Here is a 14732-nt window from a genome sequence, read left to right on the forward strand (position 1 = left end):
GGTGATTCGGACCTCTCCGGCGGGGGGCGTCAGTCGGTGGGCGGGGCGGTGGGCCGGGCGGCGCGGCGGCGGCGCGGGCGGACGCCGACGACGGCGACCAGGACCCACAGCAGCACGACGAGGCCGAGCAGCGGGGGCAGCAGCGGCAGCAGGCGGGTGATCTGGGACTCCCCGGAGGCCGGGGGCGCGGCGGGCGCGGCGGCGGGCGGGGCCTGCGGGACCGGGCTCGACGTCACCTGCTGCGGCCGGGGGGCGACCGGGCGCTCGGTCTCGCTCACGGCGCGCGGGGCCGCGTCGTCCACCGGGCGCGGCACGCCGCCGCGGGCCGCCACGGCCCGGGCCGGGCCGGACCCCGGGTCCCCGCCGCGCAGGACCGGCCTGCGCTCGGCCCCGCCCGTGCGGCACTCGCCGATCTTGGGTACGGCGGGGGCCGCGCGCGGGGCGGGGCGCTCGGGGGCGGCCATCGGGCCGCCGGGGACGCTGAAGATGAACGCCGACCGGGCGTACGGCCCGTCGGGCAGTTCCTCGGTGATGTCCCTGACCAGGCCCTGGAGCGTCGGGATCGAGCGCAGCGCCCGGTTGAGGTTGCGCTGCGTCGCGGGGGTGAAGACGCTCGTGGTCTTGGTGCCGGCCGCGGCGAGCACGCAGCTCAGGCCGGGGCGGGAGCGGTCGAGGAGGTTGTTGACCTTGGCGAGCAGGCTGGGGCTGTTGTCGAGGAAGGAGCTGAGGTCCCGGCGGGAGTCCTTGACCGCGCCGGTGAAGACGGCGTTGTTGTCGAGGATCTGCCCGATGTCGACGCGGTTGCGGGCGAGGACGTCCGCGAAGCCGGTCAGCTCCACCGACAGCTCGTCCAGCAGCGGCGCCTCGCGGGCGAGCGTGTCCGTCAGGTCGTGGGCGTCGCCGATGATGTCGCGCACCGACTGCTCGCGCCCCTCCAGACCCACCGACAGCTCGTGCACGACCGTGCGCACGTCCTCCGGCTCGACGGCGGACAGGACCTTGCTGATCCCCTGGAAGAGCCGCTGGTAGTCGAGCGGCACGGTGGTGCGCTCCAGCGGGATCAGGTCGCCCGCGGCGAGCACGCCCGAGGCGGCCTCCTTCGCGGGCGGCGACAGCTCGATGTACGGCTCGCCGATGGCGGACTTGCGGCGCACCTCGGCGGTGAGGTTCCTGGGCAGGCGGACGCCGCGGTCGATGTCCAGGCCGACGACGACCTTGCCGGTGGCCAGGCGGACCTCGCCGATCTTGCCGACGCGCACGCCCAGGTAGTCCACCTCGCCGTCCTTGAACAGGCCGGGCGAGGAGACGAACTCGGCCTGCACGCGGAACGGCTGCCGCAGCGCGTCGATCTTGACGATGCTGGTGACCGCCCAGATCGCCATGACGACGCCGAGGATGGCGAAGAAGATGAGGTTGACCAGGATGCGAGGTCTCATCGCGGCGGCCCCAGCAGCATCGTGAAGTCCTTCTTCGGAGCCTCCTTGAGCACCTTCCCGCCCAGCTCGTCCAGCGGCGACTTGGGCTTGCCGCCAGGTTCGCGCCCCCCGGCGGGCGGCAGCAGCCCCTTGATCCAGGCGAAGAACATGGCCTGCCCCTCGTGCACGATCGGCGGGGCCTTGATGAAGGCCAGCAGGTCGCGGGCCGTCTTCTTCAGGTCCTCGCGGCCCCGGTACACCGCCACGGTGATCCCGTCGAACCGGTTGAGCATCGTGCGGAGCCGTTCGGCGTGCCGTACGTAGATGGTGTCGTTGGCGGTGCGGGCCAGCTTGAGCAGCTCGTTGACCGCCTTCTTGAGCCGCTTGCGCTCCGACAGGAGCCGCTCGCCCGCCCGCGCGATGCTCTCGGGCACGTCGGCCAGGTCCTCGCGGTCCTTGGACAGGGCGCGGCCGAGCCGGGCCAGGTCGTCCACGGCCCGGACCAGGTCGTGCCGGGCGGCGGCGTAGGTGTCGGTGACGAGCTTGCCGCGCTCGACGAGGCGGTGGAGCTGCTCGCCCTTGCCGTTGAAGCCGGTGTAGACCGCGTCGGCCACGGCCTCGATGTTCTGGCTGCCCAGGGCGTCGATGACCGGGGCGGCCTTCTCGGTGACCAGCTCCAGGTCGGGCTGGAGGGAGGTGTTCTCGATGCGGGCGCCGGAGGCCAGGAACGGTCCGGTGGCCAGGTCCTTGCCGGGCGGGAGGATGAGCTTGACGTAGTTCTCGCCGAGCAGGGAGGTGCGGGCGATCGCGGCGGAGGTGCCCGCGGGTATCCGCCGACCCTCCCCGATCTCCATGGTCACCTTGGCCTTGTAGCCCTCCAGGCGCACGTCGGTGACGGTGCCGACGATCACGTCGTTGACCTGGACGCTGTGCCCGGCGACCAGGGTCTGCACGTCGTCGAAGGTGCCGTGGAGCACGGGGCCGCCGGTGGGGGCTCCCGCGGTCTGGATGGAGCACGCGCCGGCCGAGAGCGCGGCGGCCAGCGCCGCCGCGATCAGGCGCGGGATCCGCGGGCGGCGCGCGCCGGCGGGCCGGTCCCGCGCGGTCGGCGGGCCGCTCATCGGCCGCCCCCCTTCTTCTTGCCGCCGGGGCAGTTGCCGAGCGGCGCCGGAGGACAGGGCACCTCGCCGAGCCCGAGCGCGTCGAACAGCGGCTGAAGCCAGATCTTCAGGGTCGGGCTCAGCGCCAGGCGGATCTTGAGCACGTGGTGCTCCTTGTCCCAGGCGTCGAGCACGACGTCGCCCAGCTTGGCCAGCTCGGCCACGGTCTGGGCGACCGAGGCGCTGTTGGCGCGGAGCGTGAGGATCAGCTCGGAGAGCGAGGCGAGCTGCTGGGGCAGCTTCTCGGAGTACTTCTCGACGATCACGTGGCCCTTGCGCACGAACGAGGCCAGGCTCGTGGCGAAGCGCTGCACCTCCCGGCGCTCCTCGACGAGCTGGCCGGTGGCGCCGGCGAAGGAGTCGAGCATGCTGCCGAGCTTCCGCTCGCGGGCGTTGGTGCGCTTGGCCAGCTTGTTGAGGCCCTCGGCCAGCTTGATCAGGCGCTGGTCCTGGCTGGCGAGGTTGTGCGTGAGCTGGGCGGTGCCCTGCAGCGCGCGGTTGAACTCGTCGCCGCGGCCGTCCACGCGCTTGGCGACGCCCTCGATGAAGCCGCTGACCTGCTTGGGGTCCAGGGAGTCCGACAGCTTGGTGAACGCCTTGAGCGCGTCGTCGATCTCGACCGGCAGCTCGGTGCGCTCCTGGGGGATCACGGCCCCCGGCCGGATGCGCTCCATGCCGGGCTTCCAGGCCGGGTGCAGGATGATGTTGCGCTCGCCCAGGGTGTTGAGCGAGACGATCGAGGCGCGCACGTCGGCGGGGACGGGCACGCCGCCGTCCACGCTCATCTCGACCCTGACCCGGTTCCCCTCGACGCGGATGCGCTCGATGGTCCCCACGTCGATGCCCATGATCTTGACCCGGGACTGCTCGTAGAGGGCCGTCGCCTTGGCGAAGTAGGCGGTCAGCCGGAACCCCCCGGTCTCGCCGCCACCGCCGCAGCCGGTCAGGACCACGGTCGCGGCCGCCAGCGCCGCGATCAGCCGTCTCATCGGCCGCCTCCCTTGCGCGAGTTGAGCAGGGTCCTCAGCACCTCGGGGCTGATCGGGCCGGCGCCGCTGACCGCCGCCTCCAGCCACGGCCCGTGGCCGCCGATGCCCGCGACCCCCTGGAACGTGGGCCCCGCCCAGGCCAGCGCCGTGTTGAGCTGGTCCCGGTGGGCGCCCAGGTCCCCCACGGTCGCGTTGACGTCGTCGATGATCTTCACCAGGTCGCGCTCGTGCCGGTCGATGATCCCGGTCAGCTCCTTGACCAGCGCGTTGCCCCGGCCGAAGAGCCGCGACAGCTCGTCGCGGCGCTGCCGCAGCGCGTCGAACACGATCTCGAACTGGTCCACGAGGCGGGTGAGCTGCTGCTCCTTGCGGGTGACCGTGTCGAGGATGCGCTCGCCGGCCTCCAGCAGGCGGCGGATCTCCGGGTCGGCCTCGTTGAGGGTGTCGGCCAGCTTGCTCACGTTGCTGAGCACGTGGGTCTCCTCGCCGCGCGCCCGCAGCCGGGTGATCTCGGTGAGCTGGCCCAGGACCTTGTCCACCGTCTTGGTGTCCAGGTTGGTCAGGGTGTCGCTGGTGTTCTTGAGCACCTCGCCCACCAGCGCCGGGGTGGCCGTCCGCTCCAGCGGCACGCGCCGCTGGGCCTCGGGCAGGTCGTCCATGTACGGCGCGCCCACGGGACCGGAGAGCTTGAGGTAGCGGCCGCCGAGCAGGGTGTTCAGGCGGACCTCGGCCCGGGTGTTGCGGCCGAGCCGGACCCCGTCGTCCACGGTCCAGGTGATGATCACGTGGCCCCGCCGGAAGTCGGGCTCGACCCCGGTCACCTGGCCCACGCGCACCCCGGCGACGCGGACGTCGTTGCCGCTGCGGATCCCGCCGGAGTCGGCGAAGACCCCGGTCATGGTGTAGTCGCTGACGAACAGCCGCAGCGACCCGACCATGAAGACGAACACGATGAGGCCGCCCGCCACCAGCAGGGAGACGATGCCGACGGCGAACCGGTTGCGGTCCTTGAACGACTTGAGAGCCATCAGTCCCCCACCATCACCGAGCGCATGGCCTTGGCCGAGGTGAGCCGCCCGGCGCCCGGCAGCTTGCCCGGCAGGTTCATGCCGTACGGGCAGGGGCTCGGGCCCAGGGTCAGGCAGCCGACGTAGGCGACGACGAAGTCGCCGCGGTTGGTGCTCGCGTAGGCCCGGCGGAGCAGCGGCCCGATCGTCTCCAGCGTGTTCTCCAGCGTCCCGGTGTTGCGCCGGATGCCGCCGGTGAGCGCGGACAGGTGGCCGAGCAGCCGCCCGAACTCGTCGGCGTTCTGCCCGAGCACCTTCTCCTGCGTGTTGATGACCGCGCTGAGCTGGACGATCGTGTCGTCGAGCACCTTGCGGTTGTCGGCGTACGCCCCGGTGACGTCGACCAGGGCGTCGACCATGCGGGAGATCTGCTGGTCCCTGCGGGCCAGGAGGGTGGTGACCTTCTCGTAGTCCCCGACGAGCTGGCGGATCGTCTGGCGGCGTTCGGCCAGCGAGCCGGTGATCTTGTCGAGGTTGCGGATCAGCAGGTCGACGTTCTCCTCGTTGCCGTCGAGGGACTGGGCCACCACCCGCAGCAGCTCGTTGACCTCCTGCGGGTCGATGCTGCGGGTGAGCGGCGCCAGGTCGTTGATGACCTCGCCGATGTCCACCACCGAGCGCGTCCTGGTGATGCGGGCGCCGTCGCGCATCATGGTCGCCGCCTTGCCGGGCAGGACGTAGATCACGCGCTGGCCGATGGCGTTCCGCCAGCGTACGGCGGCCTCGCTGTCGGAGGGGACCTTGATCGGGTCGCGCAGCGTGAACGTCACCTCGGCCCGGCCGTTCACGACCTCGATCTCGTCCACCTGGCCTGCGGGCGCCCCGGCGATCTTCACCTCGTCGCCGGCGCGCAGCCCGCTCACGTCGTCGAACACCGCCGTGACGGTCGTGCCCCCGCCCAGCTCGATGGCGGCGAGCTGGGCGGCGATGAGCGCGATCAGCCCGGCGGTCGCCGCGGTGAACAGCGCGAGGCGGACCAGCGTGCGCCGCCGCCGCACCCTGTCGCTCACTGCCACGTCGTCCTCCGCTCCCAGTGCCTGGTCATCGCGCCGCCCTCAGTGCTTCAGCCCGGTGCCCGGCCCGCAGATGCCCACGATGAGCTCGCAGGGGTCCAGCGGCAGGTAGAGGGCGGTGCCGAGCTGGTTCTTGCCGCCGGGGCCGGGGATGCGGGTCAGCGCGGTCAGCCGCAGGACGAGGTCGTCCACGCCGCGCACGCCGTCCCCGGCGATGCCGAGCTGGGAGTGGATCACCGCCGCGCCCCGCTCCCCGGAGTTGAACGCGTCCTTGATGTCGCCCCGGTGCTTGGCCAGGCCGTGCGCGGCCACATCGGCGACCTCGGCGCCCTCGTCGAGCAGCGGCCCGCCCCGGCCCCGCCCGCTGAAGATCGCCGGCACGATGGCGTTGACGTTCTCGGCGAAGACGGCGATCTCGTCGCCGCGGGTCGAGAGCACGTCGGTGACCCGCGCGGTGTCGGCCAGGAAGAGCCGGGCGTTGCGCCGGTGCTTGTGGGCGACGCCGAAGAGGACGTCGCTGTTGCCGATCGTCCGGTTGATCTCCTGGCCCTTGCCCTCCAGGCCCCGCGCGACCGTCCGCATGATCACCGACAACTCCCGGCCGTCGATGGCCGCCACGGTCTCGTAGGCGTCGCCGAGCGAGTCGTTGAGGTCCAGGGGGTCGCGCGTGCGCTCGATGCGCTCGCCCTCGGCCAGGAACGGGCCCTGCCCCTCCCGGTCGCCCAGGATCAGGTTGATGAACTTGGGGCCGAAGATGGAGGTGGGCTCGATGGCGGCGACCGCCGTGCGCGGGACCCGCATCTCCTCGTCGACGTGGATGGTGACGACGGCCTTGCCCCGCCGGTCGAGCGTGACGGAGGTGACGCCGCCCACCGTGACGCCCCGCACCTTCACCGGCGACTGCGAGCTCAGGCCCTGCCCGGAGTGGTTGAAGACCGCGGTGAACCGCCGCCCGCCGGTCATCTGCGCGCTCACCACGACGTAGACGACCACGAGGGCCAGCGCCAGCAGCACCGCCAGCGAGATCAGCAGGCGGGTCCGGGTGGAGAACTCGAAGCGCATCATGCCCCAGTCAGCCTCACTGTTCCGCCCGTGCCCCAGAAGATGTACGACAGCAGCAGGTTGAGCAGGACCACCGTGATGATCGTCTGGCGGATCGCGCGGCCGGCCGCCACCCCGACGCCGACGGGGCCGCCGGTGGCGTAGTAGCCGTTGTAGCTGTGGATCACGATCACCACGAAGGCGAAGATGGCCACCTTGATCACGCTGTAGACCAGGTCGATCAGCGGCAGGTACAGCTCGAAGTAGTAGTCGTAGACGCCGGGCGCCAGCCCGAAGAACCAGGTGCAGATGAACCTGGTGGCGAAGAAGCTGGCGAACAGCGCGATCAGGTAGAGCGGGACCAGGGCGATCAGCGCGGCCACGACCCGGGTGCAGATCAGGTACGTGAACGAGCTGATGCCCATGACCTCCAGCGCGTCGATCTCCTCGGAGATCCGCATCGCGCCGAGCTCGGCGGTGAACGCCGAGCCGACCTGGGCCGCCAGGGCGGTGGCCGCGATGATCGGGGTGATCTCGCGGACGTTGGCGAAGCTGCCGACGATGCCCATGAACGACTCGGCGCCGATGGCCTGGAGGCCGGAGTACCCCTGCAGGCCGACGGCCGCGCCGGTGAAGAACGCCATCGAGAACGTCACGAAGATCATGCCGCCGCCGACGACGGTGGCGCCGACCCCGACGACGATGTCGCTGACGTGCTTGAGCACGACCTTGAAGTACTTCCCGCGCAGGATCACGTCGCGGACCGAGTAGAAGAGCACGCGCATGATGAAGATCGGCCAGCCGGAGATGCCGGCCAGGCGCTCCGTGCCCTCCTTGGCGGCCCGGCGGGCCGCGGAGCCGATCGCGCTGGAGTTCGGGAATGCGACCATCAGATCTTCGGGGGGTAGGCGACGAAGTAGACCGTCGAGATGATGTAGTTGACGGCGAAGACGAGCATGAACGTGACCACGGTCGACTTGTTGACCGCGCGCCCCACCCCCACGGGGCTGGTCTCGCAGGTCATGCCCATGTAGCAGGCCACCATCGCGGCGATCATGCCGAAGATCCACGCCTTGATGAGGGTGACCACGAGGTCGCTCAGCAGCAGCAGGGACAGGGCGCCGTCGAAGTAGGCGCCGGGGGTGACGCCCTGCACGATGACGTTGAAGAAGAACCCGCCGCCGGCCCCGGCCAGGATCACCAGGGGGACCAGCAGCACGGCCAGGGTGCTCGCCGCCCAGAGCCGGGGCGTGACGAGGCGGTGGATGGGGTTGACGGCCATGACCTCCATGGCCGACAGCTCGTCGCGGATGTTGCGGGCGCCCATGTCGGACGTCATGGCCGAGCCCCCGGCCCCCGCGATGAGCAGCGCGGACGCCAGGGGCGCCACCTCGCGCACGAGGCCGACGACGACGGCGCTGCCGGTGGCGGACTGGGCGCCGAGCTGCCAGGCCAGGTCACCGACCTGGAGCGCGACGGTCGCGCCGAGCGGGATCGAGACCAGGATGACCGGGATCGCGGTGACGCGGGCCAGGAACCAGCACTGCTCGACGAACTCCCACCACCAGCTCCGGATGTCCCAGGTGCGCCGGAAGCCCTCCAGCGAGATCACGAAGAGGTCGCCGACCTGGCCCAGGACGTTCATGGCCCGCTGCTGGATCACCGGCCGCCCCGTCCCGGCACGGTCGCGGGCCCCCGGCCGCGTCGGCGCGTCCCCGCGCCGGCCACGACAATGACCACCTCGCCTCCCCAAGTACGTCTGACGACCATGGATCGCGAGGGGCGGTGGGAGGGCTTCGCCGCCGTCCGTGCCGCCCTGTTAGGTGCGTCACTGTAGTGAGGAATCCGCTGGTAAGTCGACACTTGCGCGGAGACTTTTTCCGACTGTTACCGACGGGTACACGCCGGGCGCGGGTGTCCGCTATACGGATGTGAATGAAGCGTGTGTCCGCTTTGCTCACATCAGAGTGAAATCAGCCGGATGCGAGCCGTACTGCGAAACGAACGCGCACTTTCCCACAAATTCGGACGCCCGAGAGAGCCTCCGCCGGGGCGCCCGCCCCGGCGGTCAGTCGCGCAGGCGCGCGCGCAGCGCGGCGGAGTCGGCGGCGGTCCAGCCGTGCGCCTCCAGCCAGCCCACGGGCCCGCCCCAGCCCTCGTCCAGGGCCGAAAGGAACCGCTCCATCATCCGCCCGTGCGGCAGGTGGCTGTCGTCCGGCCGGCCGTCCAGGTCCTGCGTGTACGTCGGGGACGCCCGCAGCCGGGCCAGGATCTCGGACATGCGGTCGCCGGTGCGGACGTAGTCGTCCACCACGGCCTCGCGGGTCACCCCGGCCACGGTCAGGGCCAGGGCCACGACGACGCCGGTCCGGTCCTTGCCCGCGGCGCAGTGCACCAGCGCGGCCCCCTCGCCCTCGTGCCCGCCCAGCACGCGCAGCGCCCTGACGACCGAGTCCGGCCGGTCGCGCAGGTAGGTCATGTAGAAGCCGCCCGCGTGCTCGAAGTCCTCGGGGGCGCGGTTCTGCCAGGGCAGCACGAGGTCGCCGTCCACCCCGGCGGCCCCCGCGGCCCCGGCCTCCGTGACCTCAGTCTCAGCGGCCTCCACGTCGGTGAACGTCCCCGCCTCGGCGAACAGGGTCAGATGGTGGATCGTGACCTCCGGCACCGACACCAGCGGGCCCGGCCCCTCCAGGGACACCTCAGCGCCGGACCGCAGATCGACGACGTGGCGGAGCTTGAGTTCCCCCACCAGGCGACGCACGTCGGCGGCCGTCAGCCCCTGCAGATTGTCCGAGCGCAATACGCGGCCGAACCTGGTCTCACCGCCGTCATCCGTGGGCAGGCCGCCGAGGTCACGGACGTTCACGGCACCCTCAAGATTCACCCATCGGTTCTTATTCACCTATGGAAGCCTATATGTCGCTATATGAAGTGGCGGGTCATGAAGCGAGCCGTCCGGGAACGGTCCGGCGAAGCCGTACGGGCCGATCGCGCGAGTGACGGGCGCGCCGCGCCGCGGCGTGCGAAAGTGGAAGGGGAGGGACGGGCGCGGCGGCGAGCGGCGACCGGCCCCCTACCGTACGTCACATCCGGCGGGTAGCATCGCGCGTGCGGCCCGTAACCCCCGAGTAGCTGAGGCGAGGCGGCCATGGGATCCCCCGCAACATGGCGGCGTGACGGCAACGTCCCCGACGACCACCCGCCCTTCGTCGGGCGGGCCCAACTGCTGACGACCGTCGAGGCCGCCGTCCGCGGCCACCGGCTGGTCACGCTCCACGGCATGGGCGGGATCGGCAAGACCCGGCTGGCCATCGAGGTCGCGCGCCGGATGCGCGACGGCTTCCACGACGGCACCTGGCTCGTGGACCTGAGCCACGTGCGCGACCCGGAGCTGATCGTCCCGACGATCAGCGAGGCGCTCCACCTCGACGACCGCACCGCCGCGGCCCCGCTCGACACGCTCGTGGGCTACCTCGGCGACAAGGAGCTGCTGCTCATCCTGGACACCTGCGACCGGCTGATCGTCCCCTGCCGGGCGGTCGTGGAGCGGATCATCGCCGAGACCGCCTACACCCGGCTGCTCGCCACGAGCCGCCAGGAGCTCGACGTCACCGGGGAGTACACCCTGAGCGTGCAGCCCCTCCAGGTCCCCGCGCCCTCGCCGCAGATCACCGACCTGCGGGCCAACGAGTCGGTCGCGCTGTTCACCGAGCGCGCCCGGGTCCTCAGCCCGGACTTCGAGGTCAACCTGGGCAACATGGAGCAGGTCGGCGAGTTGTGCCGCCGCCTGGAGGGCGTGCCGCTGGCGATCACGCTGGCCGCCGCCCGGCTCTCCGACCTCACGCTCGACGACCTGCTCGACCGCTCCCCGACGCCGCTGGCCGTGCTGGAGAACCCCGCCGGGTCCGGCGGCGAGCCGCGCCAGGACACCATGATGGGCAGCATCGGCTGGAGCCACGAGCTGCTGGAGCCGCACGAGAAGCACCTCTGGGCGCGGTTGTCGGTGTTCCCCGCGGACTTCGACCTCGACGCCGCCCAGGAGATCTGCGCCGCCGACGGCCCGCTCGCCCGCGACAAGATGCTCGGCGCGCTCACCTCGCTCGCCGAGAAGGCCGTGCTCATGCGGCGCGAGAGCCCGCCGATGGGCGCGCGCTACCGCCTGATCGAGACCATCCGCCAGTACGGCGAGCACTGGCTGCGCGAGCTGGGCGACGGGCTCCAGCAGCGCCTGGCCGAGCGCCACCGCGACTACTACGCGGGCCTGGCCCGGATGGGCGAGGACGCCTGGTCCGGCCCCGACCAGGTCGAGTGGTACCAGCGCATGCGCATGGAGCGGCCCAACCTGCACGCCGCGATGGACTACTGCGCCACCACGCCGGGCGAGGCCGCGCGCGGCCAGGAGCTCGCCGCGTCGCTGTGGTTCCTGTGGGTCGGGTGCGGCCTGGCCAAGGAGGGCCACCACTACCTGAGCCGGCTGCTGGAGGCGGGGGCCGAGCCCAGCCGGGCGCGCTGCCGCGCCCTGTGGGTGCACTCCTACGTCGCGACCGCCCTCGGCGACCCGACGACGGCGCTCCAACGGGCGGTGGAGTGCCGCCAGCAGGCCCTGGCGATCGGCGACGCCGAGGCGCTGGTCTTCGCCGACAAGATGTTCGGCACCGCCTGCTACCTGCAGGAGGACTACCCGGCGGCGCAGGCGTGCCTCCAGTCGATGATCGAGTTCCACGGTCAGGAGCGCGACCTCAACCCCGGGCTGCTGCCCGCGATCGTGGAGCTGGCGCTGGTCCACAACGACCAGGGCGCGCCCGACGCGGCGGCCTCGCTCCTGGCCGACTGCGTGCAGTTCTGCGAGGAGCGGGGCGAGTCCTGGCTCCGCTCCTACGCCTACTTCGCCCAGGCCCGGACGTTCCGCAACCTCAAGCGGCACTCCGAGGCGCAGCACAGCGCCCGCGAGTCGCTGCGGATCAAGCTGCGGTTCCGCGACACGCTCGGCATCCTGCTGTGCATCGAGGAGCTGGCCCAGATCAGCGCCGAGGACGGCCAGGCCGAGCGGGCGACCCGGCTGCTGGGCGCGGCGCAGGCCAACTGGGGCCAGTTCGGCTCCCCGCTGCTGCACTCCTCGCGGTTCAGGGACGAGCACGAGCAGTGCAAGGACATGTGCCGGGCGATGCTCGGCGGCCAGCCCGAGTTCGACGAGCAGTTCGTGCGCGGCGCCCGTCTCGACCTGGACATGGCGATCCGGTACGCCCTCGACACCACCCGCTGACCGCCTCCTCCGCCGCGCCCCGCCGGGCCCGGACGGAGGGCTAGCGTGGCGGCATGAGGATTTTCATCACGGGTGCGACGTCGGGGCTCGGGAGAGAGGTGGCCGCCCGGCTGGCGCGGTCCGGGGCCGAGGTGCTGGTGCACGGGCGCGACCCGGCGCGGATCAAGGAGCTGGCCGGAGAGCTGGACGCCGCGCCGTACGTCGCGGACCTGGCCTCGCTGGACGAGGTGCGCCGGCTGGCCGCGGAGGTGCGGGCCGGGGGCGGGCCGATCGACGTGCTCGTCAACAACGCCGGGGTCGGCTTCGGGGCGCCGGGCGCGGGGCGCGAGCTGAGCGCCGACGGGCACGAGTTGCGGTTCGCGGTGAACTACCTGGCACCGGTGCTGCTGACGCGGCTGCTGCTGCCGGTGGTGCGGGAGGCGGTCGTGAACGTGGGGTCGCTGGGCCAGGAGGAGCTGGACTTCGCCGACCTCGAGTCGGCGCGCGACTACACCGGCGCGCGGGCGTACCGGCGGAGCAAGCTGGCGCTGGCGATGTTCACGTTCGACCTGGCCGACGAGCGGGGCCAGGACGGGGTGGTGGCGAACTGCCTGCACCCGGCGACGTTCATGGACACCCGCATGGTCACCGAGTCGGGCACCCGCCCGATCTCGACGGTGGACCAGGGGGCGCGGGCCACGCTCCGGCTGATCGAGAAGGAGCGCCGGACCGGCCTGTTCTTCGACGGCGACCACGCCACGCGGGCCCACCCCCAGGCGTACGACCTGGCGGCGCGGGCCCGTCTCCGCGAGGCCACCCACGCCGTCCTGGGCGTCTGAGCGGCACGGCTCCCGCCCGCGTCCCGCCGTACGGCGGGCGGGGCGCGGGCGGGAGCCGTACGGCGTCGCGGGCCGGGGCGGTCAGCGGGCGGCGGGGCGCCAGGTCCACACGAGCAGGGCGACGGCCAGGCCGAACACGGTCATGCCGAGCGGGACGTGCACGGCGAGGTTGCCCATGCCGCCGGTGGCGGACTGCATGAACCCGGCCACCATGACCACCAGGCTCGCGAGCGCCGGCCAGCCGGGGCCCCCGCCCGGCCGCCACAGCAGCACGGCGGCGATGAGCTGGACCAGGGCCACGACGTGGAGCGCCGTCGCGCCGGTCTGGTGCACGCCCGCCGCGGCGCCGGTCAGGATCTGCCCGGCGGTCACGGCCTGGACCAGGACGAGGGCGGCCTGGAGCGTGATCGCGCTCCGGAGGGTGAGCTGGACCGCGCGGGAGCCTCCGCGCGCGGTGCGGACGTCACTCGTCATGACAGGAACTCTCCTGGGGTAGAGAAACTTTCGCCCCAGGATCGCGCCGCCGCCCGGTCCCGCCATCGGCCCGGAAGCGTCGTTCCGGCTACATCCCCTGGTGTAGTTCCGGCCGCCGCGGCTCCACCCCGGGGCGAGAGGATCGGCCAAGATCCCCGCCGGCGTCCGCGTGTCGCGGCCCACGTCCCGGGCGGAACGTGAATCGTCGGTTACTGTCCATTTGTGTCCGTGTAAGGCGGAGGGAGGGACCGGTGGCCAACACGATGCGCAAGATGGCGACGTATTTGGGCCTGGCCGAGGAGAGCGGCCCGGAGTACGACGACTACCACGACCCCGACGCAGACGCCTACCCGGACCACTACGACGACGACGGCGACGGGGAGGCTCCCGCCCTCACCCAGATCGTCACGATCCAGCCCCGGACCTACAACGACGCCCTGTCGGTGGGCCGGCACTTCCGCAACGGCGTCCCGGTCATCATGGACCTCACCGGCATCCCCGACGAGGACGCCAAGCGCCTCGTCGACTTCGCCGCGGGCCTCATCTTCGGCTGCCGGGGCGGCATAGAGCGCGTGGCCAGCAAGGTCTTCCTCCTCTCCCCACCCGGCGTGGAGGTCCGCAACACCTGACCTCCGGCGCGGGGCCGGCCCTCTCCGGCCGGGCCCCGCTGCCTCGGCACGGCGTCCGCCGGGCCCCCGCGCGGGTCCCGCCGTGATCCCCGCGCGGGTCCCGCCGTGATCCCCGCGCGGGTCCCGCCATGGCCGCCGCCCGTCTCGGTACGGCTCCCGCCCGGTTTCCCCGCCCGCGGGGGTGAAGGCGGGAGTCCCCGGGCCGGCGGGCCCGGGGTGGGGTCAGGGGCGGGGGCGGAGGAGGGTCAGGGAGGCGGAGGTGAAGCCCAGGGCCAGGACGAGCCAGGCCAGGGCCACCGCGAGGTTGCTGCCGATCACGAGCCAGCTCACGGGGACGAGGACCGTGCCCGCGATGAGGGCGACGCCGCCCCACAGGGGGACGGTGCGGCCGAGGATGAGGGCCGTGCCGAGCGCGATCAGGCCGGCGAGGAAGCCGAAGAAGATGAGGCCGCCGAACACCGAGACGGCGGGGATCCCCTCCACCGCGGCGACCGCGCGGTGGGCGGCGCCGGCGTCGAGGCCGGCCTTGACCGCGCCGTAGGCGACGGCGTCGGAGGACGGGGTGGGGTCGGCGCCGAACGGGAACGCCAGGACGAGGCCGACCAGCCCGAGCAGGGGCCGGCCGCGCATCGCCACGAGGCCGACCGCGATGATCCCGGCGGTCATGGTCCAGGTCACGGCGTACGCCCCCCACATCGTGGCGGCGACGGGCCCGGGGTTCTCCGCGATCGCGCGTGTGTAGGCCGCGCCCTCGGTCCCCGCGGGGTAGGGCGTGATCAGCATGAGGATCGCGATGAGCAGCGGTCCGAGCGGGGTGAGCACGGCCAGGCCGTACCTGGCGAAGGTGCTCACACCGGATGTTC

Annotated in this window: 14 protein-coding genes; 3 read left to right on the plus strand and 11 right to left on the minus strand. The window is 72.4% G+C overall.

Annotation, left to right across the window (positions count from 1 at the left end; genetic code table 11):
• Nucleotides 1–29: 29 nt before the first annotated feature.
• From D5H75_RS07620 to D5H75_RS07660, 9 genes are all read right to left on the minus strand, one after another.
• On the minus strand, nt 30–1436 hold the full coding sequence (locus D5H75_RS07620) for an MCE family protein (protein ID WP_119925610.1): 1407 nt from the start codon (nt 1434–1436) through the stop codon (nt 30–32).
• Nucleotides 1433–2536: an MCE family protein gene (locus tag D5H75_RS07625; protein WP_119925611.1), complete on the minus strand. Its 1104-nt coding sequence runs from the start codon at nt 2534–2536 to the stop codon at nt 1433–1435. The genes D5H75_RS07620 and D5H75_RS07625 overlap by 4 nt, the downstream gene beginning before the upstream one ends.
• Nucleotides 2533–3564, minus strand: a complete 1032-nt coding sequence (locus D5H75_RS07630; RefSeq protein ID WP_119925612.1) for an MCE family protein — start codon at nt 3562–3564, stop codon at nt 2533–2535. The genes D5H75_RS07625 and D5H75_RS07630 overlap by 4 nt, the downstream gene beginning before the upstream one ends.
• A complete protein-coding gene (locus tag D5H75_RS07635) occupies nt 3561–4592 on the minus strand; it encodes an MlaD family protein (RefSeq protein ID WP_119925613.1) in 1032 nt (343 codons plus the stop codon). Before D5H75_RS07635 ends, D5H75_RS07630 begins: the two co-directional genes overlap by 4 nt.
• Nucleotides 4592–5647, minus strand: a complete 1056-nt coding sequence (locus D5H75_RS07640; RefSeq protein ID WP_119925614.1) for an MCE family protein — start codon at nt 5645–5647, stop codon at nt 4592–4594. The genes D5H75_RS07635 and D5H75_RS07640 overlap by 1 nt, the downstream gene beginning before the upstream one ends.
• 39 nt (nt 5648–5686) lie before the next feature.
• Nucleotides 5687–6709: an MlaD family protein gene (locus D5H75_RS07645; protein WP_119925615.1), complete on the minus strand. Its 1023-nt coding sequence runs from the start codon at nt 6707–6709 to the stop codon at nt 5687–5689.
• Nucleotides 6706–7575 carry an ABC transporter permease gene (locus tag D5H75_RS07650; RefSeq protein WP_119925616.1) on the minus strand — a complete coding sequence of 290 codons (870 nt, stop codon included), beginning with the start codon at nt 7573–7575 and terminating at the stop codon, nt 6706–6708. Before D5H75_RS07650 ends, D5H75_RS07645 begins: the two co-directional genes overlap by 4 nt.
• Nucleotides 7575–8348 carry an MlaE family ABC transporter permease gene (locus D5H75_RS07655; protein ID WP_479688588.1) on the minus strand — a complete coding sequence of 258 codons (774 nt, stop codon included), beginning with the start codon at nt 8346–8348 and terminating at the stop codon, nt 7575–7577. The genes D5H75_RS07650 and D5H75_RS07655 overlap by 1 nt, the downstream gene beginning before the upstream one ends.
• 405 nt (nt 8349–8753) lie before the next feature.
• Nucleotides 8754–9569 (minus strand): tyrosine-protein phosphatase, encoded by an 816-nt coding sequence (locus D5H75_RS07660; RefSeq protein WP_242454047.1) that lies wholly within the window; start codon nt 9567–9569, stop codon nt 8754–8756.
• A gap of 264 nt (nt 9570–9833) precedes the next feature.
• Between D5H75_RS07660 and D5H75_RS07665 the strand changes: the two genes are divergently transcribed.
• Together D5H75_RS07665 and D5H75_RS07670 are read left to right on the plus strand one after the other, a co-directional pair.
• Nucleotides 9834–11948, plus strand: a complete 2115-nt coding sequence (locus D5H75_RS07665; protein WP_119925618.1) for an ATP-binding protein — start codon at nt 9834–9836, stop codon at nt 11946–11948.
• Between the two features lie 53 nt (nt 11949–12001).
• Nucleotides 12002–12766 carry an SDR family NAD(P)-dependent oxidoreductase gene (locus tag D5H75_RS07670; RefSeq protein WP_119925619.1) on the plus strand — a complete coding sequence of 255 codons (765 nt, stop codon included), beginning with the start codon at nt 12002–12004 and terminating at the stop codon, nt 12764–12766.
• An 81-nt stretch (nt 12767–12847) separates the two neighbouring features.
• Here D5H75_RS07670 and D5H75_RS07675 read toward each other — a convergent pair whose 3' ends face one another.
• On the minus strand, nt 12848–13240 hold the full coding sequence (locus D5H75_RS07675) for a hypothetical protein (RefSeq protein ID WP_119925620.1): 393 nt from the start codon (nt 13238–13240) through the stop codon (nt 12848–12850).
• Between the two features lie 251 nt (nt 13241–13491).
• Between D5H75_RS07675 and D5H75_RS07680 the strand changes: the two genes are divergently transcribed.
• Nucleotides 13492–13869 carry a cell division protein SepF gene (locus D5H75_RS07680; RefSeq protein WP_119925621.1) on the plus strand — a complete coding sequence of 126 codons (378 nt, stop codon included), beginning with the start codon at nt 13492–13494 and terminating at the stop codon, nt 13867–13869.
• 222 nt (nt 13870–14091) lie between these two features.
• On the opposite strand, the gene D5H75_RS07685 is transcribed toward D5H75_RS07680, so the two are convergent.
• Nucleotides 14092–14721, minus strand: a complete 630-nt coding sequence (locus tag D5H75_RS07685) for a hypothetical protein (protein ID WP_119925622.1) — start codon at nt 14719–14721, stop codon at nt 14092–14094.
• Between the last annotated feature and the right edge of the window lie 11 nt (nt 14722–14732).

Origin of the sequence: Bailinhaonella thermotolerans, assembly GCF_003594875.1 — a bacterium.
Classification (GTDB): Bacteria; Actinomycetota; Actinomycetes; order Streptosporangiales; family Streptosporangiaceae; genus Bailinhaonella; species Bailinhaonella thermotolerans.